Below are 24,834 nucleotides of genomic sequence, written 5' to 3' on the forward strand. Positions count from 1 at the left end.
GATCACCGCAGTGCCTGACGTCGTCGCCGCGGTCGTCGAGGCTGTGCACAACCGTGCCGAGGGTAGCGCTGTGGTCGCGCTCGCGCCGCTGCACCGCCGTCCTGAGTGTGGTTCAGCAGGCGCAAGGCGACCGTTATGAACCCGGTAACGGTCCGCAACAGCCTGCTGAACCAGAGTCAGTGGGGGTGGCGCGGTAGCGCCACCCGGGGCGGGGCGGGGCGGGGCGGGGCCGGGGGTGGGGCCGGAGCGGGGGGTGGGGGTGGGGGTGGGTCAGGGGGCCGGGAGGGGTTCTGCCGGGCAGCTCGTCAGCACGTCCTCCATGGCGTCGCGCTCGGCGGGCGTGACCCACAGCTCGTACTTGGCCTTGACCGCGATCTGCCGGGCGACGTACTCGCAGCGGTAGGCCTGGTTGTCGGGCAGCCACTCGGCGGCGTCCTTCGCTCCCTTGCCCATGTTCGCCGGGCCGTCGGAGGCCACGAGGTTGAGCGGGTCGTTGGCGATCTGGACCCGCTTGTCCCGGTCCCAGTCCGCCGCGCCGGTGGTCCAGGCGTTCATCAGGGCCACGACGTGGTCGATCTGCACGTCGCTGGAGTTCGGGCCGCGCACGAACGCGATGGTCTCGCCGGTGTACGGGTCGTCGAGGGTCCCGGACGCCACCTCGCACGTCTCGCCCGGGGACAGCTCGAAGTCCTCGAGGTCGCGCTGGAGCATGTCGTTCCGCGTGTCGCAGCCGTTGTCGTCTGCGTCCTGCCACGCACTGCCGAAGTCGGACTCGCGGTCGTAGCCGTCCCCGGAGGCCGCGTCCTGCACCGTCAGCGAGTCGAGCGTCGCGAGGGCCGAACCCTCGGCGCCTTCAGCGGGGGCGACGTCGTCGCCCAGGGACTTGACGACGAAGTTTCCGGCGAGCACCAGTGCCGCGACGGCGACGAGCACGAGCTGCAGGGTCTTGCGGGTCTGGCTGGACTTCTTGGCTGTGGCGGACACGAGTCCCTCAATCTGTCGGCCGGTGTGGTCCGGACGCACCTGGCCGGACACGCTAAGAGTGCGCGAAAAGTACCGCTTGCCCCAGTCTGCCAGAGTTGCGTTACGGCTGTTAACCCGCTGACCAGTGGTCTCGCGTCGGCGCGCCCCGCGGGGCACCATGGGGCCATGGCTCTTCGGATCGGGATTGTCGGCTACGGGGGTGCGGGCAGACAAATCCACGCCCGCCTGGTGCGAGCAGCGGGAATGACGGTAACCGCCGTCGTCGCGCGCGACTCGGGACGGCGCGTACAGGCGGCCGGTGACTGGCCCGGCGCACGCCTGTTCAACGACCTGCCGTCGATGCTCGCCGAGCCCGGGCTCTACGACCTGGTGGTCGTCGCGAGCCCTTCGTCCCTGCACGCCGAGCACGCCAACGCCGTCTCCCTCGCGGGCAAGCCGTTCGTGCTGGACAAGCCGATAGCGACCACCGCGGCGGAGGCGCGCCGGGTGCTGAGCGCAGCATCGTCGTCGGGCACACCGTTCACGGTGTTCCACAACCGGCGCTGGGACCCCGAGCAGCTGACCCTCGCGGCGCTCCTCCGCCGCGGCGACCTCGGCACGGTGCACACGTTCGAGCGGCACTGGGAGCGGTGGCGGCCCAAGCCGCAGCAGCGGTGGAAGGAGAACGACGCCGTGGGCGGCGGGCTCCTGCTCGACCTCGGCCCGCACCTCGTCGACTCGGCCACCCAGCTGTTCGGGCCGGTCGTCGCGGTGTACGCCGAGACCCGGGCCCTCTCGACCCCCACCGAGGACGACGTGTTCCTCGTGCTGCACCACGCCGCCCCCGGCAGCGAACCCGGCGTCGTCCCGGGCCGAGCCGCCGCCGCCGACGTCCTCTTCGGCGCCGAGCCCCCCGCCAAGGGTGTGGTATCCCGGCTGTGGGCCGGCTCGCTGGTCGGAGCGCCCGGACCGCGCACACGCGTCCTGGGCGACGCCGGTGCCTACCTGGTGAACTCGTTCGAGGCCGACGCGTCACCCTTCGACGTGCTCGACGGCGAACAGCCCGAGGGCACGCACGGCTGGCTCGTCCGCGGCCGGGAGCGGACGGCGGTGGCACAACCGCGGGGCGGCCACGGTGACTTCTACACTGCCGTCGCTGACTGGCTCGCCGGCGAGGCCGACGTCCCCGTCGACCCCGCGGACGCCGTCCGGACCGCGGAGGTGCTGGACGCCGCCCGGCGGTCCGCCAAGGAAGGTCGGCTCATCGACGTCTGAGCCGCGGGGTGTCTGAACCGGGGGGACCGCTGAGCCGCGGCCACCGGAACCGGAGGGCGCATACCGTAGACCCAGTCCGCGCGTCAAGCATCCGGCCACTTCACCCACAGGGTGCCCGATTCGGCAAATCCTGTGGATAAAGGGCGGACTGCGAACACCGGGGTTCTGATGAACGGGTGCACTACATCGAATCAGCGGAACTGGTCCGCGTGGCCGTCCCCACGGAGGCCGCGTCTCGCGCGCTCCTGGTGCGCCGTCTAGACACTCTCGCGACACTGGATCACCCCCACCTGGTGCCGCTCATCGCCATCTCCCCGAACGGTCCGGACAACCTGGACGTACGGCTGTCGCGTACGGGAGCTGTCGACCTGCCCACCGCCGTCGGATCGCGGGGTCCCCTGACCGCCGCGGAAGGCGCCGGCATCACCGTCGCGATCGCGCAGGCGCTCGCGGCCCTGCACAGCGTGGGCCTCGTCCACGGCGGGGTCCGGCCCACGGACGTGCTGCTCCGCTCCGACGGCAGCGCGATGCTGCGTCCCCGCGTCACGCTGCCCGACCACAGCGACGACCCAGTCGACGTCACGTCGCTGGCCACGCTCGTGGAGTCGGTGCTCGGGTTCCCCGGCCCGAGCCTGAACTCGGAGGCCGACGAGGCGCTGCGCGCGGTACTGGCCCGCGCCCGCGCCGAGGACCCCCGCGACCGGCCCGAGCCGGGCACGCTCGCGGCGCTCGCCGATGAAGCCGTGACGTCGGAGCCGGTCCGCCTCCCCGAGGGGTCGGCCCTCGTCTCGGCAGCTCTCAGTGGTCCCGTACCGATCGCGGGTCACGTGCCGCTCGGAGCGCACACGCCGTCGGCCTGGCGCTCGGCGGCCAAGACGCTCACCGGGTCCATCGCTGCCGTGGACGGCAAGCGCTGGGCAGCCACGGCGCGGCGTCGGGCGACGATGCCGCTCACGGGCCGCGCCGGCGGAGCCGGAGCCGCCCAGCCGCGGACCACCGTGGTGTCCGTGATCGCGACGGGCATGATCGCGGCGGGTGTCGTCGCCGGCATCACCGCCGGTGCCATGGCCGCCCCCGAGGTCTTCGGTGGTGAGGAGCCGGCCACCTCCGCGCCCACACCGTCGGCGGCGTCGTCGTCGCTCTCGGTGGGCGTCAACCCGGTGGCCAATGCCAAGGACCCGGCCGGTGCGGCCGTCGAGCTGACGTCGCGCCGGCTCGCGCTGCTCGCGGGCGCCGTCTCCGACATCGGCACCGTCAACGTCGAGGGCTCGCCCGCCTACGTGGCCGACAAGCAGATCCTCGAGGAGCTCGAGCAGACCGGTGCCCAGGTGGTCGGTGCGTCCGCGCAGGTGAAGAAGACGGAGGTCGTGACGCTGGGCCCCGGCGCCGCGTCGGCCCTGCAGAACGCGACCACCGCGTCGCGCACCGAGACGTCCGAGACCTCGGGTACCGCCGCGGGCAAGAAGTCCGGCAAGAAGGTGCCCATCGAGGCGGTCGTGCGGATCGACTACACGATCACCGCGCACATGCAGGTGTCGGAAACCGGCGAGACGTCGGTCCCCGCGTCGCAGGAGTCGGCCGACCTGACCCTCGTGTGGACCCCGGGCGGCTGGCGCGTCAGCGAGGTGCGCTGACCTCGTTCGTCTCCACCACCCAGCGGGCCGCGCCCTGCGGTTCGGTGTGCGTCCAGGTGAAGCCCGTGCGGGCGAGCACATCGGGCACGACCCGCTGGGAGGAGACGAGGTCGTCGGCGAACTGCCCGAGACCGATCCGCAGGGCGAAACGGGGTACCGGCAGCACCGCGGGCCGGTGCAGCGCCCGGGCGAGCGCGCGGGTCAGCGTCCGGTTCGTGGCCGGCTCGGGGGCGACGGCGTTGACCGGGCCGTGCGCGTCCGTCGCGATGACATGGCGGATCGCCGCGATCTCGTCGGGCAGGGTGATCCAGCTCCACCACTGCCGGCCGCTGCCCAGCGGGCCGCCGAGGCCGAGCCGCAGGATGGGCAGCAGCTTGCCGAGCGCGCCCCCCGAGGGGGCCAGCACCAGGCCGCTGCGTAGCCAGACGACGCGGGCCCCGGCCTCCGCGGCCGGGGCGGTGGCGTTCTCCCAGGCCTCGACCAGCCGGGCGAGGAAGTCCTGCCCGCGTGCCGACTCCTCGGTCAGGACCTCGTTCCCCCGGCTGCCGTACGCCCCGATCGCGGAGCCGTTCACCAGCACCGGCCGAGCATCCAGGCGGGCGATCGTGCGAGCCAGCAGGCTGGTCGTGGTGGTGCGGGACCCGAGGAGCGTCTGCTTGTAGGCGGAGGTCCAGCGGTGGTCGCCGATCCCGGCGCCGGCAAGGTTGACGACGGCGTCCGCACCCTCCAGCGCGGCCGGGTCGAGCTCGCCGGTACGCGGGTCCCACAGCACGTCGCGGACGAGGGTGTCGCCAGCCAGGTTCTCGCCGGCGGCAGCGTGCCCGCCGTGCGACGACCCGATGCCGGACGAGCCTGCCTCGAACGACCCGGGATCGGGCGACCCGGGATCGGGCGACCCGGGATCGGGCGACTCGGGATCGGGCGACTCGGCACCGCGGCGCACCAGCCGTCGCACGCTGTCCCCGCGGGCGGCGAGGTCCGCGACCAGCGCGGAGCCGATGAGACCGTGTGAGCCGGCAACCACCACATCCATGCGGTGAATGTAGCCTGCCCGGCGCCGACGCCACCTGCCGGCACGGCGTCGGGCCGGCAGACAGGTGTGGCCGGTTCCGGACCCGGAACCGGCCACAGCCAGCGACGCTACCTAGGCGACGTGGACGTTCGCGTCAGAGACCGACCTCCGACTCGAAAGCGCCCTCCTCGATCCGGTTCTTGATCGCCGTCAGGAAGCGGGCGGCGTCCGCGCCGTCGACCAGCCGGTGGTCGTAGGACAGGAAGATGTACGACATCGAGCGCACCGCGATGCTCTCGTTGCCGTCCGGGTCCGTCACGACGACCGGGCGCTTGGTGATGGTGCCGGTGCCCAGGATCGCGGCGTGGCCCAGGGGGACGATCGGGGTGTCGATGAGCGACCCGCCCGAACCCGTGTTGGTGATGTTGAACGTGCCGCCCGACAGCTCGTCCGGCGTCACCTTGTTCGCCCGGGTGCGGGCACCCAGGTCCTGGATCTGCCGGGCGATGCCGGCCAGGTTCAGGTCACCCGCGTTCTTGATGACCGGGACCACGAGACCACGCTCGGTGTCGACGGCGATCCCGACGTTCTCCGAGCCGTGGTAGGTGATCTCACCCTTCTCGGTGTCGATCGTCGCGTTGATCTTCGGGTACGCCTTGAGCGCCTCGACCGCGGCCTGCGTGAAGAACGGCAGGAACGTGAGCTTGGCACCCTCGCGAGCGGCGAACGACTCCTTCGCCTTCGCCCGGAGCTGCGCGACGCGGGTGACGTCGACCTCCATGACCGTGGTCAGCTGGGCCTGCGTCTGCACCGCCTCGAGCATCCGCTGGGCGACGATCTTGCGGAGCCGCGACATCTTCTCCGTGGTGCCGCGCAGCGGCGACACCTCGAGCTTGGCCGGGGCGGACGGCGTCTTGGCCGCCGCGGGAGCGGCTGCCGCTGCCGGAGCCGGAGCTGCCTTGGCCTCGGCGGCCGCCAGCACGTCCTCCTTGCGGATCCGGCCACCGACGCCGGTGCCCGTCACCTCGGCGACGTCGACGCCCTTCTCCGCGGCGAGCTTGCGCACGAGCGGGGTCAGGTACGAGCCGATGGTCCGACCGGTCGACGCCGGAGCGGCGTCCGCTGCGGGAGCCGGGGCGGCCGGTGCGGGAGCCTCGGCTGCCGGAGCAGGTGCCGGGGAGGCCTCGGGCGTCGGCGCCGGGGTGGGCGGTCCGACGGGCTCGGGGGCCGGGGTCTCGGCCTTCGGGGCCTCAGCCTGCGGGGCCTCGGCCTTCGGGGCGGGGGCTTCGGCGGGTGCCTCGGGGGCAGGAGCCGCGGCCGGAGCAGCAGCACCCGACCCGACGCGCGCCAGGACGGCGCCCACCTCGACGGTCTCGTCCTCCTGGACCAGGATCTCCTGGAGGGTGCCGGCGACCGGCGACGGGATCTCGGTGTCGACCTTGTCGGTCGATACCTCGAGGAGCGGCTCGTCGACGGCGACCTCGTCACCGACCTCCTTGAGCCAGCGCGTGACGGTGCCCTCGGTCACCGACTCGCCCAGGGCGGGCAGCGGGACGTCGGTGCCGCCACCGGCCGGGGCAGGAGCCTCGGCGGGAGCGGGCGCGGGGGACTCTGCGGCAGGAGACTCCGCGGCGGGGGCCTCGGCGGCGGGGGCGGCCTCAGCAGGCTCCGCCTCCGGCGTCGGCTCGGGCGCAGGAGCCTCGGCGGCTGCCTGCTCGGCCTCCGGCGCGGCCTGCTCGGCGCCGGAACCGGAGCCGTCGCCGATGACGGCGAGGGTGGCGCCGACCTCCACGGTGTCGTCCTCCTGGACGAGGATCTGCTCGAGGACGCCCGCGACGGGCGACGGGATCTCGGTGTCGACCTTGTCGGTCGACACCTCGAGCAGCGGCTCGTCGACGGCGACCTCGTCGCCGACAGCCTTGAGCCAGCGGGTGACAGTGCCTTCGGTGACGGATTCGCCGAGGGCCGGCAGCTGCACGTTCTCAGACATGACCTGTGGGGTCTCCTTTGTCGTTAAGTGGTCAGTTATGGGCGTGCAGAGGCTTGCCGGCCAGCGCCATGTGTGCCTCTCCGAGTGCCTCGTTCTGGGTGGGATGTGCGTGGACGAGCGAGGCGACGTCCTCAGGGAACGCCTCCCAGCCCACGATGAGCTGGCCCTCGCCGATCAGCTCGCCCACGCGCGAGCCGATCAGGTGCATGCCGACCACGGGTCCGTCCTTGCGGCGCACCAGCTTCGCGAAGCCCTGGGTACCCAGGATCCTGCTCTTGCCGTTGCCCGCGAGGTTGTACTCGATGGTCTCGACCTGGTCCGGGCCGTACAGCTCGGCGGCCTGCGCCTCGGTGACGCCGACGGACGCCACCTCGGGCTCGCAGTAGGTGACGCGCGGGATCGCGGCCTCGTCGATCACCACGGGCGAGAGGCCCGCGATCTGCTCGGCCACGAAGATGCCCTGCGCGAACCCGCGGTGGGCCAGCTGGAGGCCAGGCACGATGTCGCCGACCGCCCAGACCTGACCGCCGCCCGGGGTGGCGACGCCGGTGCGGAGCAGCTCGTCGGTCAGGACGAAGCCGCGGTCCAGCCGTACACCGGCGGCCTCGAGACCGAGGTCGGTGGTGCGCGGACCGCGCCCGACGGCGACGAGCAGCAGGTCGGCGTCGAACGTCGTGCCCGACTCGAGCTCGACCTGTACGCCGTCCTGCGACTGCTTGACCTGGGCGAAGCGCTCGCCCAGGGAGAACTTGATGCCGCGCTTGCGGAACGCCCGCTCCAGCGACTTGGAGAGCGCGACGTCCTCGTTCGGCACGAGGTGCGGCAGGGCTTCGACGATCTGCACGTCCGCGCCGAACGACTTCCACACGCTGGCGAACTCGACGCCGATCACGCCGCCGCCGAGCACCACCACTGACTTCGGCACGGTCTCCAGGGCCAGCGCCTCGTCGGAGGTGATGACCCGTTCGCCGAGCTCCAGGCCCGGCAGGCTCCGGGCGTACGAGCCGGTCGCGAGCACGACGTCCTTGCCGTTGTACCGCGTCGCTACGCCGTCCGGAGACGTGACCTCGACGACGCCGGGGGACACGAGCGTGCCGTGCCCGTCGACGACGGTGATCTTCCGCGAGGCGATGAGACCCTGCAGGCCCTTGTACAGGCCGGCGACCACGGAGTCCTTGTAGGCGAGCACGCCCGGCATGTCGATGCCGTCCAGCGAGGAGCGGACACCGAACTGCGCGCCGTGGGTGGCGGCGTCCGCCACCTCGGCCGCGTGCAGCAGCGCCTTGGTGGGGACGCATCCCATGTGCAGGCAGGTGCCGCCGAGCTTGCTCTCTTCCACGAGCGCCACGCTCAGACCCAGCTGTGCGGCCCGGAGCGCGGTGGCGTAGCCACCGCTGCCCCCGCCGAGCACGACGACGTCGAACGTGGCCGGATTGTCATGCGTAGGCACGTGCTGGCTCCTCGTTGACAGGCTGATGGCACTGTGGGGCGCTCACCTCGGGTGGATAGTGAGCACCGCATGCCATCTTGACACTTCAGCGGGCGTGGCCCCAATTGTGGACCCCGCTTGACGGGTGTGACCGTGGCGACATTGACGCGCAACTCCAGCTGTGAAACGTCCTGCGATCGGCGCCGTGCCCGCGCGGCGCCGCCGGACCGGGCCCGGCGCCTGTGAACAGGAGCTGTGGGTTTGCTGGAGTGGCGTGGAGGTGCCTAGGACGGTGGGGGGTCCCGCTAGTAGTCTCGTTGCATGCCACGTCAGTCCCGTAGCTCGCTCGCGCGTTTCTTCCAGCGACGCTCCTCGTCGTCCGGCACCGGGTCGCGCCCCGGTGGCAACGACGCACGCCGTCAGACCGTGGCTCACCTCGGCGAGTTCATCGGGTCCCGCGTGGGGGTCGAGGCCTATGTGGAGCCGCCGACCACCGACATCCCCAGCACGATCCTGCTCGTGGCGACCACCGGTGAGTGGACGCGGCGCAGGGTGCCGGACGAGCGGACCGCGTTCGACATCGCGAACCAGCTGGGGGTGCCGGTGTACAACGTCCGGTTCACCGGCTACCCCCAGCGGATGCGCGACTGGAACAGCGCCCAGCGCAGGTCGCGGTAGCCCTACTGCTGCGCCGCGGCCCGGCCCTCGAGGAAGCCGAGCAGGGTGCGGACCCCCACACCGGTGCCGCCACCGGGCGTGTAGTCGTGCGCGCCACCGTCGTTGAAGGCGGGGCCCGCGATGTCCAGGTGTGCCCACGGGTGGTCGCCCACGAAGGTCTGCAGGAACAGCCCCGCGTTGAGCATGCCGCCCCAGCGCGGGCCCGAGTTCGCGACGTCGGCCACCTTGGACTTGATGTTGGACTTCAGCTCCTCCGGGAGGGGCATCGGCCAGAACAGCTCGCCCGAGGCGTCGGCGGCGGCCCGGACCTCGTCGCGCACCGCGTCGGTGCCCATCACGGCGGACGTGCGGTTGCCGAGGGCCACCACCTGGGCGCCCGTGAGGGTGGCGATGTCGAGCACCACGTCGTGGCCGTCCTCGACGGCGGACACGAGGCCGTCGGCCATGACCACGCGGCCCTCGGCATCCGTGTTCAGCACCTCGACGGTCTTGCCGCCGTAGATGGTGATGACGTCGGCCGGGCGCTGCGCGTTGCCGCCCGGCATGTTCTCGGCGAGGCAGAGGTAGCCGGTGACGGCGACCGGCAGGTTCAGCTTCGCGGCGGCGACGACGGTGGACAGGACGGCGGCGGCACCGGCCATGTCGGACTTCATGGCCTCCATGCCCGCGGCCGGCTTGATCGAGATGCCGCCGGTGTCGAAGGTGATGCCCTTGCCCACCAGCGCGACCTTCGCGTTCGGCTTGGCCGGCGTGTAGGTGACCTTGACGAGCCGGGGCCCGCGCGAGGAGCCCTGGCCGACGGCCGTGAGCCCGCCGTAGCCACCGGACGCGAGCTGCTTGTCGTCCAGGACCGTCACCTTGACGTGCCGCACGTCCTTGGCGGCGGCCTTCGCGGCGTCGGCGAACGTGGCCGGGTACAGCTCGTTGGGCGCCGTGTTGACCAGGTCACGGGCGGCGTGGACCGCCGCGGCGACGACCTGGGCGCGCTCGGCGGCGGCCTTCGCCTTCGCGTTCTTGTGCAGCGGCGTCAGGATCTCGATGGCCGCGACGGGGTCCTTGCGGTTCTTGGCGTCCTTGGCCGCGTCCTTCGCGGTCGACTTGCCGGTACCGCGGTACCGGTTGAAGGCGTAGGCGCCCAGCAGGGCGCCCTCGGTCACGGCGGTGATCTCGTCGTCGTCGGACGCGGGCAGCGCGATCGCGGCGGACGCGAGGCCGGCCAGCTCGCGGGTCGCCGCACCGGAGGCACGACGCAGGGTCTCGGTGGCGAAGGTGCCGTCCTCGGCACGCTCGCCCAGGCCCGTGAGGACCAGGATGTCGACGGCGAGCTTTGGCCCGGCCGGGATCTTGCGGACCTCGTCGCGTGCGCCGGTGACGCCGAGCTGGGGCGCGAGCGACTCGAGCTGGGTCAGGAGGTCCGTGGGGAGCTGGTCGGACACGACGGCTACGCCGTCGGACGTCTGGGCGGTCGCCACCACGAGCGCTTCGGCCTTCACGGCGGTGGGATTCTTGCTGGAGAGGGTCACGTCGGTCACGAGCCCGATCGTATCCCGCGCCTCCGACGTTCGGTCCGTCGGCCGGGGGGCCGGTCGGGCCGCCGGCCGGGGGTCCGATGGAGGCGCAGGTCACGCCCGGTCCGATTGCCGCTCCGCAGGGACCGCCCGGTAGTCTGCGGGACGTGATCCTTGCCCTCGTCCTCCTCGTGGTCGCCCTGTGCGTGGCCTTGGCCGGATGGGCCGGCTGGTTCGTGGCCCGCGACCGCGCGGTCATCCTGAACCAGCTGTGGGGCGGGGCAGCGGTCGAGACCGTCATCCTGGTCCAGGGCGTCGTCGCGATCGTGCAGGGCGCTACCGGAGCCGGCGCGGTCGATCCGCTGCTGTTCTGGGGCTACTACGCGACGACCCTGGTGATCCTGCCGGTCGCCGCAGCGTGGGCGTTCGCCGAGCGCACCCGGTGGAGCTCGGTGGTGCTGCTCGTGGCGTCCCTGACGGTGGCGTTCCTGGAGTGGCGTATGTGGCAGATCTGGACGGCGGGATGATGGCGGAACGGACCTCCGCGCGGCGGACCGGACGAGGTTTCGGCCGGGTCCTGGTGACCGTGTACGGGGTGCTGGCGTTCGCCGCGCTCGGCCGGTCGTCCTACGAGCTGGTCGTGAAGTTCGCCGAGGCGCCCGTGGCGTACACACTGTCCACGCTCGCTGCCGTCGTCTACGTGGTGGCGACGGTCGCACTGGCGATCGGGAGCCCCGCCTGGCGCCTGGTCGCATGGATCACCGTCGGAATCGAGGCAGTGGGCGTCGTGACCGTCGGCGCGCTGTCGCTCGCCGACGCGCAGGCGTTCGGTGAGTCGACCGTCTGGTCCGCGTTCGGCCAGGGCTACGGTTACGTGCCGCTCGTCCTGCCTTTCGTGGGTCTGTGGTGGCTGTGGCGGACGTCGCGCAGCACGCCCGAGGAGAGGACTGCATGAGCTGGCCGTACTCGTTGTTGTTCAACGTCGCCTTCCGCCGCATGGATCCGGAACGCGCGCACGAGCTCGCGTTCTCGATGATCGAGCGCGCCGGGAAGGTGCCGGTGCTGCGTGACGTCGTGCAGGGAGCCGTGGCTCCCTACCTGGGGCAGCGCGCCGGAGGGCCGGGGAGCGTACGGCTCTTCGGCCGGGTGGTGCCCGCACCGTTCGGCCTGGCCGGAGGGTTCGACAAGAACGCGAGAGCGATCCGGGGCCTGACGATGCTCGGTTTCGGGTTCATCGAGATCGGCACGGTCACGGCGAGCCCGCAGCCGGGCAACGAGAAGCAGCGGATGTGGCGGGAGCTGGACGTGCGTGGCGTCCGCAACCGGATGGGCTTCAACAACGAGGGCGCGGCCGCCGCGGCGGAACGCCTGCGGGAGCTGCGCAGCACCGCCGCAGGCCGCGCGATCGTGGTCGGTGCCAACATCGGCAAGACCAAGGTCGCCCCGCCGGAGGGCGCCGCCGCCGACTACGCGACCTCGGCCCGCCTCCTGGCGCCCTGGGCGGACTACCTGGTCGTCAACGTCTCGTCCCCGAACACGCCCGGTCTGCGCGACCTGCAGGCGACGGAGTCGCTGCGGCCCATCCTCCAGGCGGTGCGCGCGGCCGCCGACGAGGCCAACGCCACCGTGTCGCCGGGCGGCCGCCGTATCCCGCTCCTGGTGAAGATCGCGCCGGACCTCGCGGACGAGGACGTCGACGCCGTCGCCGACCTGGTGCTCGAGCTCGGGCTGGACGGCGTGGTCGCCGTCAACACGACGATCGGCCACGACCGCGGCCCGGGCGGCCTGTCCGGCCCGCCGCTGCTGGGCCGGGGCATCGAGGTGGTCGCGCGGCTGCGCGAGCGGCTCGGCACGGGCCCCGTCATCATCGGCGTGGGTGGTATCACCCGGGCCGACGACGTCCGCGCCTACCTGCGCGCCGGAGCGGACCTCACTCAGGGTTACACGTCATTCGTCTACGAGGGGCCGCTGTGGGCGTCGCGGATCAACCGCGCACTGACCCGTTCGGCCGGCTCGACTGCCAGTGGGAGGTACGAGTGATCCGTCCGCAGTGGGAGTGGGCTCTGGACGACGCCGAGGGACATCGCCTGAGCGAGCCCCTGACGCCCGTCTTCACCGCGCAGTACGACGCCGAGCAGTGGCTCGGCGAGCACTGGGGCGCGCTGGCCGAGGCCGGCGCGGTCCGGGCGCGGCTGCTGCACGACGGCACCGAGGCGGCTCCGAGCGTGGAGCTACGGATGCCCTGAGTCGAGCATCCTGAGCCGAGGATCCTCGAACGTAGGCTGAACCTTCCCAGGGAGGGGTGCGTCATGGGGGACATGAGCATCCACGTACCCGAGCGGGCCGAGGTCCGCGTGGTCCGATCCAAGGACCAGGAGTTCGTCGCATTCGTCGAGGACGCACGTCCTTACCTCTTCCGCACCGCCTATCTGCTGTGCGGGGACCCGTACCGTGCCGAGGACCTCGTCCAGGGCACGTTCGAGCGCGTCTACCGGTCGTGGCACCAGGTGCGTACCGAACCACGTGCGTACGCCCGCCGGATCCTCGTCAACCTGCGCACCGACACCTGGCGCCGCACCAGACGCACCGACCTGCCCGGCGACGACGTGATCCGGCCTCCCGACACCCCGGACCACGCCGCCCGCGTCGCCGTCCGGGACGAGCTGGTGCAGGCGCTGGCGCAGCTACCGCCGCAGCAGCGTCGGGTGGTGGTCATGCGGCACCTGCTGGACCTGTCCGAGGCCCAGGTCGCCGGCGAGCTGGGGAGATCGGTGGGGACGGTGAAGTCGACGAACGCACGCGGCCTGGAGAACTTGCGCGCCATCCTGGAGCGCGCGGAGCTCGCGGACATCCCCGTGCCGTACCGGGACGTGGCCGAGACGCTCGGCGGGAGCAGGACCGCACTGCGCCGGCGGCGCGCCACGCAGGGAGTGCTCGGCGGCGTAGCGGCGCTCCTGGTCGCGTTCTTCCTCGCGGGGCCGGTCCCGGTCCCGGGCCTGGGCCCGGTCGCGCTGCCGGGCAGCGAGTGGTTCCGCTCGATCGTGGGCCTGGAGCGGCCCGACGACGACGCGGACGCGCTGCCCGGTGACTGCCCGGCGGAGCCGTCGGGTCTGGAGGCCCCTCCGTGGATGGACGGGTGGTGCGTGCTCCGGGTCGAGGTGGGCACCGCACCCGACGCCATCGAAGCGGGGGCCGTCGTCGACCAGTCGGTGGTCGACGACGCTGCCTGGCCGGCGGCGGGTAGCGGTCTGACGGGAACGCTCGCGGCGGACGGCTCGATCGTGACGCTCGTGGAGGTGTCCCCCGGCCCGGACGACGGCGATGTCTACCCCGATCGGGAGCTGGCGCTGGAGCTGCGTGCGGCGGACGGGGCGAGCAGCCCGGTAGCGGTCAACGGCACCGTCGATGGCCATCGGGCCGAGATCGCGCATGTCGCGCGGCAGGGCTACCGGGTCGTCTGGCTCGAGGTAGCGACGGTCGAGAGCGAGTCGTCGCCCTGGGCGGTCCGCAGTGTCGACGACGTCCGGGAGCCCGAGGTGCGCACTCTCGTGGAGTCGTCGGGCGACCCGGTGCCTGTCGGGTACCGGATCGGGCTGAGCAGCGGGTACCTGCACCTGCAGCGGCCTACGGGCCAGGGCGAGAGCGAGCAGGCCAGGGTCTGGCTGGCGACCGGGGATGACGAGATCCTGGTCGAGGGCTCCACCGGGTTCGCCACCACGTCGGACGGGGTGGAGTGGGCGGCGAACAACCTGCGTACCGGCATCGAGCTTGCCGCCCATGCGGACGACGGCGTCCCACGGCCGCTCGTGACGCTCCCGCCGATGGGCGAGTACCCGGCCGAGGCCGTGACCGAGATCGCGTCGTCGGACGTTGTGCTGGCGTGGGCTCTGGCGGGCGGCATCTATGTGCTCGACCGGGAGTCGGAGGCCGTGACGCTGGCCGAGCCGCCTGGAGGCGTGACGGGGATCGACACAGACGGTTCAGCGGTGGCGTGGACGAGTGGGTCGGAGGACGAGCGGGCGGGGTATCTCCTCCTTCACGACCAGGCGTACCGGCTGGCGGACGACGTCGTCGAGATCGCCGTGGCGGGCGACCGGCTGGCGTGGGCCACCACGGACCCCGCGGGGTCCGACCCGCAGCTGCACCTGGCACGGATCCTGCCGGTGGACCGCTGACCTTCCCGGCACCGGGGTGCGAGCCGCCTGCACCGGCCGGCGGCATGGTGGTCCGATGGACCCCGCCGCAGAGACCGCCCTGCCCTCCTTGACGCGGGTGTGCCCGTGCGCCACATCGAGGCAGTGGAGGTCGCGACGGCGAGGTGCCCGTGTTCTGGGCGTGCGGGGTGACGCCGCAGGCCGCCGTGATGCGGTCGCGCCCGTCGTACGCCATCGGTCACGCGCCCGGACACATGGCGATCACCGACGCCCGGAAGTCGAACTACGTGGTGCCGACCCAAGGCCGCAGACCCAGGGCTCGCTGCGTGGGGCTCACTGCGTGGGGCTCACGGTGCAGGGAGCATCCCGCGGGCCTCGGGGAGGGCAGCGTCGAGGGCCGCCCGGTCGGCCGGGGCGTGGTCGCCCTCGGCGAGGTGCGTGAGCCGGGCCTAGGTGGACCACGCGGTCTCCTCGTCCCCGGTGCGGACGCACAGCTCGACCAGGTAGGCGAGAGCCGGCGCCAGCTCGGGACCGGAAGAGCGGAGTCGTCCGGTCCTGACGCCCGGCGCAGCGCACCGCCGAGGATCTTGCGCGCCTGCGCAGGGTCGCCGTGCGAGTCCGCCTGGACCACCGCGGCGTCGAGAGCCCGCATGATCTTTCCGGCGCCCGGCGTCCCGGTCCACTCGGTGACGTCACCGGGTTTCAAGCGTGCAGCGCGCAGCAGCTGGCGCGCTGCCAGGTAGTTGAGCGGGAGACATGCTGCCCGGGCGGCGGGGACGCCGTCCGGCACGGGGACGAGCTGCGCCTCGGGGACGGTGACGTGGGTGGCGTGCCCGCCGCCGACGGCGAGATGAGCGGCGACGGTGCGTCCGGACCAGCTCTTCGGTACACCCTGCCCCACGGCGATCACCTTCCCGACCACGTCCCGGCCTGGCACGAACGGCGGTCGCGGGCCGCCCGGGTAGTGTCCCGAACGCTGCAGCAGGTCGGCGCGGGCGAGCCCTGCGGCATGCGTCTCGACCAGCGCGTGTCCAGGGCCGGGGTGGGGGATCGCGCCGGGTACGAGGCGCATGGTCGCCTCGTCCCCGAGCGCGGTGACGACCAGCCGGTGGGCGAGCGCAGCGCTCGCCTGGAGCGTCATCCGGCCGCCGGCTCTTCGGCGGGCGCGGGATCCCGAGGTGTTCCGACCGGGCCGCGGATGAGCCGGCGGGCGAGGAAGACGGACTGGATCACGCACGCTCCGATCAGGGGTAGGTGGTCGAGGCCGTCGACGAGCTCGCCCCGCACGGCGTAGTGCGACAGGGAGGTGGTCCACACTCCGGAGGCCAGCCCGAAGGCGAACAAGAGTGCTGGTGCCGCCCAGCGGGCAGGGAGGCAGGCGGTGGCCAGGAGCAGGACGCCCAGCAGCACGTCGGGAACCATGAACGGGTTGTCGGTGCGGATCGCACCGGTGGCGGCGAGGTAGACGAGCATGACTGTGGCCAGGATCGCGGCAACGACACGGGCTGTGCGCAGGACGGTCATCGGGTAGTCCTCTCGAGGGTGGGTCGGGTGTCTGCGGACGGGGATGTCGGCGGTGGGCCTGCGGCGGGAGTCACCGGGTGCTCCCGGAGACCGAACCGGTCGTGCAGGGCGCGCAGCGGACCGGGGGACCACCAGCTCGCCCGTCCGGTGAGGCGCAGTGCTGCGGGTACGAGCACGCCCCGGATCAGGGTGGCGTCGACCGCCACGGCGAGCGCCATGCCGATGCCGAGCTGCTGCATGAACGCGACCTCGCTGGACGCGTAGACGGCGAACGACGCGGCCAGGATGAGCGCGGCGGCCGTGACGAGCGGCGCTGAGCGCGCGATGCCGGCCGGCACCGAGCTCACCACGTCGCCCGTGCGCGCGTACTCCTCCTGGATCCGGGCCAGCAGGAACACCTCGTAGTCCATGCTCAGGCCGTAGGCGATGCAGAACATCAGCAACAGGATGCTGGGTTCCACCACACCGGTGGGAGTGAACCCGAGCAGGCCGGCGAGCGCACCGTCCTGGAAGCCCCACACCACCACTCCGAACATGACGGAGAGCGAGAGCAGGTTCAGCACCATCGCGGTCAGCGGCGCGACGACGCTACCGGTCATGACGAACAGCACGACGAACGTCACGACGAGGATGAGCAACGCGACCAGCGGCAGACGGTCGACGATGCCGTCACGGTAGTCGGCGAGCTCCGCTGGGTAGCCGCCGACGACGACCTCGAACGGTGCGTCCGTGCCGCGCACCTCCCGGACCAGACCCACCGGGTCCTGGGCAAGGCGTTCGCTGGTGGGCAGGACGGACAGGCGGGTAGCCGCGCCGGACTCGAACCGGTCGGCACCGAACGGCCCTGCCGGCCCGGTCCGGTCGCCCGCGGTGAAGGCGCCGGCCGCGGAGTCGACCCGGGCGACGCCCGGGAGCTGCGACAAGGACGCCGCGTAGTCGTGGAGATCGCTGTCGGGTACGGCCGTGGATCCCGGGCCGACGGTCGTGTCCGGTGCGACGACCAAGAGTGCGTCGGCGTCCTCGGCGGCGAAGTCGGAGCGGATCGTGTCGTACATCGTGCGCACCGGCTGGTCGCCGTCATTGAGGACGCGGTCATCGGGAGAGCCGAACGTCAGCCCGAGCGTGGGGGCGCCGAGCACGAGGAGGGCCAGGAGCCCCGCACCGCCCGTCACGAACGGCCGGCGCATCACCGTGGTGGACACCCTGAACCAGAATCCGTCCTCCGGCCGTCCTGGACCGGTCGGGCGCAGCATCCTCCGGCCGGCCAGGCGGAGGATGGCGGGGAGAGCCACGGTCGCGCCGAGCACCGCGCAGAGCACCACCGCGATCCCCGCCCAGGCGAACGACGTCAGGAACGGGAACGGGAAGACGAACAGCACGGCCAGGGCCGCTGCAACGGTCAGGCCGCTGAACAGGACGGTGCGGCCGGCCCCTGCCACGGTGCGCCCCACGGCTGTCGTGGTGTCGTGTCCCGCGGCGACCTCCTCGCGGTAGCGGTAGATCATGAACAGGCTGTAGTCCACGCCCAGGCCGATCCCCATCACGAGCGAGATGTTGGCTGCGAACGTCGAGATGTCCGTGAACGGAAGTACCAGCCGGAGCAGGGCGAGGCTGCCCGCAGCGGCGAACAGGCCGACGGCGAGGGTGGCCAGCGCCGGCGTGAGCCGTCGGTAGACCAGCCACAGGAGCACCAGCACAAGGGGGATGACGATCAGCTCGGCGCGCAGGAAGTCGGCGCGGGCCTGGCCCGCGACGACCCGGAAGATCTCGTCGCCGCCACCGAGCGCTACCTCGACGTCGTCGCTGTCGAAGCGCTCGACGACCTCGGCCTGCAGGGCGGGCAGCACCTCGCCGCGAACGTGGTCCGCGTCGCCGGGCACCCATGCCAGCACCAGCGCCTGGCGCCGGTCCGCCCCGGCGAGGGTGTCGGGCGCGTCGGGACTCCAGTAGGACCAGGCGTCGCCGACGCCAGGGAAGGCTGTGACGGCCTCGGTGAGCTCACCGCCCAGGGCGACCACCGCGTCGTCGTCCACCGTGCCGGTGGACGACGAGACGAGGAGGGCGACGTTGGGGCTGCCGGTATCGAAGAGCCTGTCGAGGGCCGAGCGCGCGGCGGCGGACTCGGAGCCCAGCGCCTCGTAGCGGTTGAGGGACAGCGAGCTGACGGTGGTGGCGGCTACCGCGAACGAGGCCAGCAGGACGAGGGTCGAGGTGACGAGCACCCGCCAGGGGCGGCGGATGACGAGGCGACCGAGCACAGGTGCTCCCGGGGTCTAGGATGAATGCGAGCGATGACTCGCGTTAATAATGCGAGCGATCACTCGTGTTTGTCAACGCCTAGGGTGGACGGATGGAAGATCAGCGGGAGACCGGGGCGGCCGTCGCCGCGGAGGAGGGCACGGCGCCGCGCAAGCGGCAGGCCCGCGGCGAGCGGCGCATCGCCGAGATCCTCGCGGCCGCAGCACGGATCCTTGCCGCACAGGGCTACGAGAAGACGACGACCAACGCGATAGCGGCAGAGGCCGGGATCTCACCGGGCTCCCTCTACCAGTACTTCCGGAACAAGGACGAGATCGCCGCGGAGCTGGCAACCACCTACGCGACCGGTCTGCGCGCGGCGCACGACGCCGCGTTCGACCTCGCCGACGTCGTGCACCTGACGGCCGAGGAGACGGTCGACCGCGTGATCGACCCGATCCTCGCCTTCAACGTCGCCAACCCCGGCTTCAAGGCGCTGCACGCGCGGCCCGACATGCCACCGGGTCTCGTGGCGGCGACCCGGCCCATCCACGAGGCGTTGCGAGGCCGGGTGATCGGTCTGCTGGAGACGAGGTTCCCTGAGCGGTCGTCCGTGGAGCTGCACCTGGCGGCCCAGCTGATGATCCAGGTCGTCCAGGCGGCGATGCCGACGATCACCGCCGCCGACCCGGGGGAGCGGCCGGTGATCGTCACCGAGGTCAAGCGGATGCTGAGCGCCTACGTCCGCGAGCTGGCCCTGCGCTGACCACCGGCCACCCGCGCCCATGCCCTGACCAGGCGCGGGACGGCGTCGGCCAGCTCAGCGGGTGACCGGGTGAAGGTCAGGCGCACGCGCGAGGTGGCCCCGGCGCCGTCCGGCGTGAACAGCGGTCCCGCTGCGACGAGCGCGCCCTCCGCCGCTGCGGCCGCTGCGAAGGCCTGCGCGACCGGCCTGCCCAGGTCGACCCAGCAGAACAGACCGCCCGCCGGGAGGGGGACGTCCCACGGGAACGACTCCCGGAGCCGGCCGACGAGCAGGTCGCGCCGCTCACGCAGCATGGTCCGCCGCCCCACCATGATCTCGGCGCGCCGACCGAGCAGGTCGGTGACGGCGAGCTGCTCCAGCACCGCCGTCGCGATGTCCATGGACTGCCGCGCCCGCGCGAGCTGCGCGATCGTCTGCGGGTGCGCGCGGATCCAGCCGACCCGCAGGCCGCCCCAGAAGGCCTTCGACGCCGAGCCGACCGACACCACGTGCGGCGACGTGCCGTACCCGGCGAAGGCCGGGGGCGTCGGTTCGTCGTCCAGCCCGAGCTCGACGAGCGTCTCGTCGCCCACGACGGTGACGCCGTTCCGGTCGGCGACCTCCCGTACCGCTGCCCGCTCGGCGGCGGACAGGACGTAGCCCGTCGGGTTCTGGTAGTCCGGCACGAGATACACCAGCCGTGCGTGGGTGCGGCGCACCGTCGAGGCGAGCAGGTCGACGTCGAGCGGGCCGGTCGGGACGCCGACGACGCGGCCGCCGGCCTCACGCATCGCCTCCATGGCGTGGAAGTAGGTGGGGGACTCGACGACCGCGCGGTCGCCAGGGCGCAGGTGCGTGCGCGCGAGCAGCGCGATCGCCTGCTGGGCACCGGTGGTCACGAGGATCTCGTCCGCCATGGTGGGCACCCCGCGCTCGCGGTAGCGCGCGGCCACCGCCTCGCGCAGCGGCGCGAGCCCGTACGGCTCGTAGCCGCCCGAGTCGAGGTAGGCGGGCAGGCTGTCCAGGGCCCGCGCGAAGGAGTCGTACAGCTCTGGCGGCGCGGACGGCGTCGCCTGCCACAGGTCCAGGTGGCCGACGGCGGCGGGCCGGATGTTCGGGGCCCCGCGATGCCGCAGCGACTCGTCCGCCACGGGGGCGTCTCCGCCGGCGGGGCGTTGTGATCCGTGCTCGACCCGGCCCTGCGGGAGCGTGGTGACCGTTCCAGAACCGACCCGGCTGACCGCGAAGCCCAGGTCCCGCAGCCGGGCGTACGCGCTGGACGTGGTGGTGCGCGAGACCTGGAGGGAGGCCGCGAGCTCGCGTTCGCTGGGCAGGCGGGTGTTCGGCGAGAGGGTGCCGGACAGGACGGCAGAGCGCAGCGCGTCGGCGAGCGCGACATAGGCCGGTCCGCCGGCGTGCCACGTGCCGAGCAGGCGCGTGGCGGCGGGGGCGGAGAGCTGTCGGAGGACGACGGGTGACGAGGTGGGCGTCGCCTTCGGCGTCGACCTGGATCTCGGTCGGGACACTGGTCGGGGCACCGGGACGGGTGCCGTGGTGGATGTCGTCGTGGGACTCGCGCTGGGGATCGCGGCGTGAGGCACAGCGGACATGGGTCCACTCTTGCGGCATTGGCCATGGAAGACAAGGCCAATGCCGCGCATCATGAGCGTATGACGACCACCAGCGGCCGCCCGGCCGACGACGCCCTGCACCCAGCGGTACCGCCGGCCGAGCCGGCCCCCGTTCCCGCGCCGGTGGCGTCCGTCGCGATGAGCCCCCTGCGTCGCGGCGTCCAGCTCGTGCTCGGCCTGCTGGTGTTCGGTGCGTCCATGGCGATGATGCTGCACGCCAACCAGGGAGCCATGCCGTGGTCGGTGCTGGACCAGGGGATCGTGGGTCGGACCGGCCTGGCGTACGGCTGGGTGGTGCTCGGGATCAGCATCCTCGTGATGCTCGCCTGGATCCCGCTCCGGCAGCGGCCGGGAGTCGGCACCGTCGCCAACATCGTCCTGCTCAGCCTGGTGATCGACCCGGCGCTCTGGGCGCTGCACCGGCTGCTGCCCGACCCGGCGCTCGCGCCCTCGATCGGGCTCGCTCTGGGCGGGATCGTCCTCAACGGCCTGGGGACCGCCGCCTACGTGGGTGCCCGGCTAGGGCCAGGGCCGCGCGACGGGCTGATGACCGGGGCGGTGCGCCTGACCGGCTGGCCCGTGTGGCTGATCAAGACCGTGATCGAGGTCACGGTCGTGGTGATCGGGGTGCTGCTCGGCGGCACGTTCGGCTGGGCCACCGTCGCGTTCGCGCTCGGCGTCGGCCCGGTGGTGCAGGTCGGCGTGCGGTGGTTCGCGCCGTCCGGCCTCGTGGCACGCCGGTGAGCGGGTAGCGCGCGACGTCACGCTCGGTCAGAGGGCCGATTCGATTCGATCTTCGTCGTAGGGTGACGACATGGTCAACTATCGGTACCTCGGCAACAGTGGTCTCAAGATCTCGGAGATCACGTACGGCAACTGGCTCACCCACGCCTCGCAGGTGGAGAACGATGTCGCCACGGCATGTGTCCGTGCCGCCCTCGACGCCGGCATCACCACCTTCGACACCGCGGACGCCTATGCGAACACGGCCGCGGAGCAGGTGCTCGGTGATGCGCTGAAGGGCGAACGCCGCGAGTCGCTGGAGATCTTCACCAAGGTGTACTGGCCCACCGGACCCAAGGGCCCCAACGACACGGGTCTGTCGCGCAAGCACATCATGGAGTCGATCAACGGCTCCCTGACCCGCCTCGGCACCGACTACGTCGACCTGTACCAGGCGCACCGCTACGACGTGGAGACCCCGCTCGAGGAGACGATGCAGGCGTTCGCCGACGTCGTCCGCCAGGGCAAGGCCCTCTACATCGGCGTCTCCGAGTGGACGGCCGACCAGATCCGCGAGGGCGCAGCCCTCGCCAAGCAGCTCGGCTTCCAGCTCATCTCCTCACAGCCGCAGTACTCGATGCTGTGGCGCGTCATCGAGGACGAGGTGGTGCCCGCCTCGAAGGACGCAGGCGTCTCGCAGATCGTGTGGTCGCCGATGGCGCAGGGTGTGCTGTCCGGCAAGTACCTGCCGGGGCAGCCTGCACCCGCCGGCTCGCGCGCCACGGACGAGAAGGGCGGCGCCCAGACGATCAGCCGCTTCATGAGCGACGAGACGCTGACCGCCGTGCAGAACCTCAAGCCGGTGGCTGCGGAGCTGGACCTCTCCATGGCGCAGCTCGCCGTCGCCTGGGTGCTGCAGAACGACAACGTGGCCGCGGCGCTGGTGGGTGCGTCGCGCCCCGAGCAGGTCGCCGAGAACGTCAAGGCCTCGGGTGTGACCATCCCCGCCGAGCTGATGAAGCAGATCGACGACGCGCTGGCCGGTGTGGTCGAGCGGGACGCGGCCAAGACGCTCGACGGCATGCCGAAGACGCGCCCGGTCTGATCGGCGCCGACCTGCCGAGGTAGCTCCGGGAGCGCGTCGGCGAGGTGGTAGTACGAACTCGAGGTCGGTTGCTGCCGGTAGACGATGTCTACGGACAGCAACCGACCTCGAATGCGTGGTGTCACCCCGGGAGCCGGGCGGCCGGGGAGCCGGAGCTACTCCGGGTAGTTGCCGCGCTTCTTGCTCATCGGCTTCGGCAGACGCGACCGGCGCAGCTGATAGGCGCGGGTGATCGTGTACATCAGGAGCCCACGCTGCACCTCGCCGAACTTCGCCGTCAGCCGCTTCTTCAGCGACCGCCACAGGAGCCACGCGTCGATGATCGTCAGGAACAGGAACCCGTACAGGCCGAGCATCACGACGATGCTGAGCTCCGGGTACTGCTGCGTGAAGAACGTCGCGAACAGGAAGATGAAGGCGACCGGCAGGAAGAACTCGCCGAGGTTGCAGCGCGCGTCCACGAAGTCGCGCACGTACCGGCGCACCGGGCCCTTGTCCTTGGCCGGCATGTAGCGCTCGTCGCCGGTCTGCATCGCCTGGTAGGCGCGCTCGCGGTCGATGCGCGACTTCTCGCGCTGCGCCTTCTTCGCGGCCTTGCGGTCGTCCGGGACCAGGGGTCGCTTGTTCGCGGCCTGCGCGACGGTGCGCTTGGGTGTCGGGCGCCCCTTCTTGGGAGCGCCGTCCGGCGTCGTCTCGGACGCGGACGCCACCTCGTCGGGTGAGTCGCCCACGGGGGTCACGCCGTCGGGTGTCGGAGTCTTGCTGCGGGAGAACACCTCCCCAGCCTAATGGCTCGCGACAGTGCCCCGCTGCGAGCCGTTAACGTGGGGCGGTGAACTCCGATACAACCGCGGCCCTCCGCGCCCGCGTCGCCGAGCTGTTCCCCGCCCTGCAGGCCGACCTCGAGGCGCTGGTGCGCATCCCGAGCGTCTCGGCCGGCGCGTTCGACCAGGCGCACGTCGCCGCGAGCGCCGCCGCCACGGAGCAGCTCCTGCGGGACGCGGGCCTGCCCGACGTCCAGATCCTGTCCGCCCCGCGCCCCGACGGGACGGCGGGCGCGCCCGCCGTCGTCGCGCGCCGCCCCGCGCCCGAGGGTGCGCCGACCGTGCTGCTCTACGCGCACCACGACGTGCAGCCGCCCGGCGACGCCGCCACCTGGGACACCGACCCCTTCGAGCCCACGCAGGTGGGGGAGCGGCTCTTCGGTCGTGGCGCGGCCGACGACAAGGCGGGCATCGTCGCCCACCTGGGGGCGCTGCGGGCGCTCGGCCTGCCGGAGGGCGAGGACCTGCCCGTCGGTGTCACGGTCTTCCTCGAGGGTGAGGAGGAGTCGGGTTCGCCGTCGTTCCGCGCGTTCCTGGAGGCACACCGTGAGCTGCTCGCGGCCGACGTGATCGTCGTGGCCGACTCGACGAACTGGAAGGTGGGCGTGCCGGCCCTGACGACGTCGTTGCGTGGGCTGGTCGACGGTGAGGTCGAGCTGCGGGTCCTGGAGCACGCGGTGCACTCCGGCATGTTCGGTGGTGCCGTGCTGGACGCCGTGACCCTGATGTCGCGGCTGGTGGCGACGTTCCACGACGAGGCGGGCGACGTGGCGATCGAGGGCCTGGTCACCGCGTCCGAGCCGGAGGTCGACTACGACGAGGCCGCGTTCCGTGCGGACTCCTCGCTGCTCGACGGTGTGGCGCTCGCCGGGACCGGCACGGTCTCCGGGCGCCTCTGGGCCAAGCCCGCGCTGTCCGTGATCGGGATCGACGTGACCTCGGTGGCCGCGGCGTCCAACACGATCGCGCCGAGCTGCACGGCGAAGATCTCGCTGCGCCTCGCTCCGGGGCAGGACCCGGCCGCGGCCGACGCGGCCCTGGCTGCCCACGTGGCGAAGCACGCGCCGCTCGGCGCTCGGGTCACGTGGCATTCGGGGGAGCAGGGCAAGCCGTTCCTCGCGCCGGGTGACTCGGCGGCGATGCGTGCGGCACGTGCGGCGTTCACGGAGGCCTGGGGCACGGCGCCGGTCGACGTCGGTGTGGGCGGGTCGATCCCGTTCATCGCGGACCTGCTCGAGGTCTTCCCGGACGCCGCGATCCTCGTGACCGGTGTCGAGGACCCCGACTCGCGGGCGCACGGCGCGAACGAGTCGGTGCACCTGGGCGAGCTGCAGCGCGTGGTCCTCGCGGAGGCGCTGCTGCTGGCAAAGCTCGGAGAAGGTCTCTAGACCCTCTGAATAG

Annotated in this window: 22 protein-coding genes and 1 pseudogene; 13 read left to right on the forward strand and 10 right to left on the reverse strand. The window is 72.3% G+C overall.

The genetic code is table 11. The annotated features are described in order from the left end of the window. Nucleotides 1-270: 270 nt before the first annotated feature. The gene (locus tag ACFSL2_RS25680) at nt 271-984 is read right to left on the reverse strand and encodes an HNH endonuclease family protein (protein ID WP_377200557.1); all 714 of its coding nucleotides are present in this window, start codon (nt 982-984) and stop codon (nt 271-273) included. 165 nt (nt 985-1,149) lie between these two features. Here ACFSL2_RS25680 and ACFSL2_RS25685 point away from each other — a divergent pair, with 165 nt between their 5' ends. Next, nucleotides 1,150-2,238: a Gfo/Idh/MocA family oxidoreductase gene (locus ACFSL2_RS25685; RefSeq protein ID WP_377200558.1), complete on the forward strand. Its 1,089-nt coding sequence runs from the start codon at nt 1,150-1,152 to the stop codon at nt 2,236-2,238. Nucleotides 2,239-2,414: 176 nt separating this feature from the next. Then, nucleotides 2,415-3,872, forward strand: a complete 1,458-nt coding sequence (locus ACFSL2_RS25690; RefSeq protein ID WP_377200559.1) for a serine/threonine-protein kinase — start codon at nt 2,415-2,417, stop codon at nt 3,870-3,872. On the opposite strand, the gene ACFSL2_RS25695 is transcribed toward ACFSL2_RS25690, so the two are convergent. The 3 genes from ACFSL2_RS25695 to lpdA all read right to left on the reverse strand — a co-directional run bounded on the left by ACFSL2_RS25695 (nt 3,856) and on the right by lpdA (nt 8,324). Beyond that, nucleotides 3,856-4,905 carry a TIGR01777 family oxidoreductase gene (locus tag ACFSL2_RS25695; RefSeq protein ID WP_377200560.1) on the reverse strand — a complete coding sequence of 350 codons (1,050 nt, stop codon included), beginning with the start codon at nt 4,903-4,905 and terminating at the stop codon, nt 3,856-3,858. The two genes, ACFSL2_RS25690 and ACFSL2_RS25695, sit on opposite strands and share 17 nt — an antisense overlap. A 133-nt stretch (nt 4,906-5,038) precedes the next feature. Next, on the reverse strand, nt 5,039-6,874 hold the full coding sequence (sucB, locus tag ACFSL2_RS25700) for a 2-oxoglutarate dehydrogenase, E2 component, dihydrolipoamide succinyltransferase (RefSeq protein ID WP_377200561.1): 1,836 nt from the start codon (nt 6,872-6,874) through the stop codon (nt 5,039-5,041). Nucleotides 6,875-6,905: 31 nt separating this feature from the next. Continuing rightward, nucleotides 6,906-8,324, reverse strand: coding sequence for a dihydrolipoyl dehydrogenase (gene lpdA / locus ACFSL2_RS25705; protein WP_377200562.1), 1,419 nt, complete (start codon nt 8,322-8,324; stop codon nt 6,906-6,908). 300 nt (nt 8,325-8,624) lie between these two features. Between lpdA and ACFSL2_RS25710 the strand changes: the two genes are divergently transcribed. Continuing rightward, complete coding sequence (locus ACFSL2_RS25710) at nt 8,625-8,981, forward strand: oxidoreductase (protein WP_377200563.1); 357 nt, start codon at nt 8,625-8,627, stop codon at nt 8,979-8,981. Between the two features lie 2 nt (nt 8,982-8,983). Here the strand turns inward: ACFSL2_RS25710 and ACFSL2_RS25715 are convergent, their stop codons facing one another. After that, on the reverse strand, nt 8,984-10,513 hold the full coding sequence (locus tag ACFSL2_RS25715; RefSeq protein WP_377200564.1) for a leucyl aminopeptidase: 1,530 nt from the start codon (nt 10,511-10,513) through the stop codon (nt 8,984-8,986). Nucleotides 10,514-10,656: 143 nt separating this feature from the next. On the opposite strand from ACFSL2_RS25715, the gene ACFSL2_RS25720 reads away from it, so the two are divergent. From ACFSL2_RS25720 to ACFSL2_RS25745, 6 genes and pseudogenes are all read left to right on the forward strand, one after another. Further along, on the forward strand, nt 10,657-11,016 hold the full coding sequence (locus tag ACFSL2_RS25720; RefSeq protein ID WP_377200565.1) for a hypothetical protein: 360 nt from the start codon (nt 10,657-10,659) through the stop codon (nt 11,014-11,016). Then, nucleotides 11,016-11,444: a hypothetical protein gene (locus ACFSL2_RS25725; protein WP_377200895.1), complete on the forward strand. Its 429-nt coding sequence runs from the start codon at nt 11,016-11,018 to the stop codon at nt 11,442-11,444. Before ACFSL2_RS25720 ends, ACFSL2_RS25725 begins: the two co-directional genes overlap by 1 nt. Next, a complete protein-coding gene (locus ACFSL2_RS25730) occupies nt 11,441-12,529 on the forward strand; it encodes a quinone-dependent dihydroorotate dehydrogenase (RefSeq protein WP_377200566.1) in 1,089 nt (362 codons plus the stop codon). Before ACFSL2_RS25725 ends, ACFSL2_RS25730 begins: the two co-directional genes overlap by 4 nt. Then, nucleotides 12,526-12,735, forward strand: coding sequence for a hypothetical protein (locus ACFSL2_RS25735; protein ID WP_377200567.1), 210 nt, complete (start codon nt 12,526-12,528; stop codon nt 12,733-12,735). Before ACFSL2_RS25730 ends, ACFSL2_RS25735 begins: the two co-directional genes overlap by 4 nt. Before the next feature lie 72 nt (nt 12,736-12,807). Then, on the forward strand, nt 12,808-14,664 hold the full coding sequence (locus ACFSL2_RS25740; RefSeq protein ID WP_377200568.1) for a SigE family RNA polymerase sigma factor: 1,857 nt from the start codon (nt 12,808-12,810) through the stop codon (nt 14,662-14,664). A gap of 134 nt (nt 14,665-14,798) precedes the next feature. Beyond that, a pseudogene (locus ACFSL2_RS25745) lies at nt 14,799-14,939 on the forward strand (D-glutamate cyclase family protein); the annotation flags it as partial. Here the strand turns inward: ACFSL2_RS25745 and ACFSL2_RS25750 are convergent. The 3 genes from ACFSL2_RS25750 to ACFSL2_RS25760 are packed head-to-tail and all read right to left on the reverse strand — an operon-like array spanning nt 14,927 to nt 18,425. Beyond that, entirely contained in the window at nt 14,927-15,784 is an 858-nt protein-coding gene (locus tag ACFSL2_RS25750; protein ID WP_377200569.1) for an alcohol dehydrogenase catalytic domain-containing protein, read from the reverse strand. The pseudogene ACFSL2_RS25745 and the gene ACFSL2_RS25750 sit on opposite strands and share 13 nt — an antisense overlap. Further along, entirely contained in the window at nt 15,781-16,167 is a 387-nt protein-coding gene (locus ACFSL2_RS25755; RefSeq protein ID WP_377200570.1) for a hypothetical protein, read from the reverse strand. Before ACFSL2_RS25755 ends, ACFSL2_RS25750 begins: the two co-directional genes overlap by 4 nt. After that, nucleotides 16,164-18,425, reverse strand: a complete 2,262-nt coding sequence (locus ACFSL2_RS25760; RefSeq protein ID WP_377200571.1) for an MMPL family transporter — start codon at nt 18,423-18,425, stop codon at nt 16,164-16,166. Before ACFSL2_RS25760 ends, ACFSL2_RS25755 begins: the two co-directional genes overlap by 4 nt. Before the next feature lie 92 nt (nt 18,426-18,517). On the opposite strand from ACFSL2_RS25760, the gene ACFSL2_RS25765 reads away from it, so the two are divergent. Continuing rightward, nucleotides 18,518-19,171: a TetR/AcrR family transcriptional regulator gene (locus ACFSL2_RS25765; protein ID WP_377200572.1), complete on the forward strand. Its 654-nt coding sequence runs from the start codon at nt 18,518-18,520 to the stop codon at nt 19,169-19,171. Here the strand turns inward: ACFSL2_RS25765 and yczR are convergent. Then, the gene (yczR, locus tag ACFSL2_RS25770; protein ID WP_377200573.1) at nt 19,144-20,676 is read right to left on the reverse strand and encodes a MocR-like transcription factor YczR; all 1,533 of its coding nucleotides are present in this window, start codon (nt 20,674-20,676) and stop codon (nt 19,144-19,146) included. The two genes, ACFSL2_RS25765 and yczR, sit on opposite strands and share 28 nt — an antisense overlap. 144 nt (nt 20,677-20,820) lie before the next feature. On the opposite strand from yczR, the gene yczE reads away from it, so the two are divergent. Together yczE and ACFSL2_RS25780 are read left to right on the forward strand one after the other, a co-directional pair. Next, nucleotides 20,821-21,525 (forward strand): membrane protein YczE, encoded by a 705-nt coding sequence (gene yczE / locus ACFSL2_RS25775; protein ID WP_377200574.1) that lies wholly within the window; start codon nt 20,821-20,823, stop codon nt 21,523-21,525. 70 nt (nt 21,526-21,595) lie between these two features. Then, the gene (locus ACFSL2_RS25780) at nt 21,596-22,609 is read left to right on the forward strand and encodes an aldo/keto reductase family protein (RefSeq protein ID WP_377200575.1); all 1,014 of its coding nucleotides are present in this window, start codon (nt 21,596-21,598) and stop codon (nt 22,607-22,609) included. Between the two features lie 155 nt (nt 22,610-22,764). On the opposite strand, the gene ACFSL2_RS25785 is transcribed toward ACFSL2_RS25780, so the two are convergent. Continuing rightward, nucleotides 22,765-23,385 carry a DUF3043 domain-containing protein gene (locus ACFSL2_RS25785; protein WP_377200576.1) on the reverse strand — a complete coding sequence of 207 codons (621 nt, stop codon included), beginning with the start codon at nt 23,383-23,385 and terminating at the stop codon, nt 22,765-22,767. A 56-nt stretch (nt 23,386-23,441) separates the two neighbouring features. Here ACFSL2_RS25785 and ACFSL2_RS25790 point away from each other — a divergent pair, with 56 nt between their 5' ends. After that, nucleotides 23,442-24,821: a dipeptidase gene (locus ACFSL2_RS25790; RefSeq protein ID WP_377200577.1), complete on the forward strand. Its 1,380-nt coding sequence runs from the start codon at nt 23,442-23,444 to the stop codon at nt 24,819-24,821. Nucleotides 24,822-24,834 lie beyond the last annotated feature (13 nt).

The sequence above is a fragment of the Promicromonospora aerolata genome (assembly GCF_042682255.1).
Classification (GTDB): Bacteria; Actinomycetota; Actinomycetes; order Actinomycetales; family Cellulomonadaceae; genus Promicromonospora; species Promicromonospora aerolata.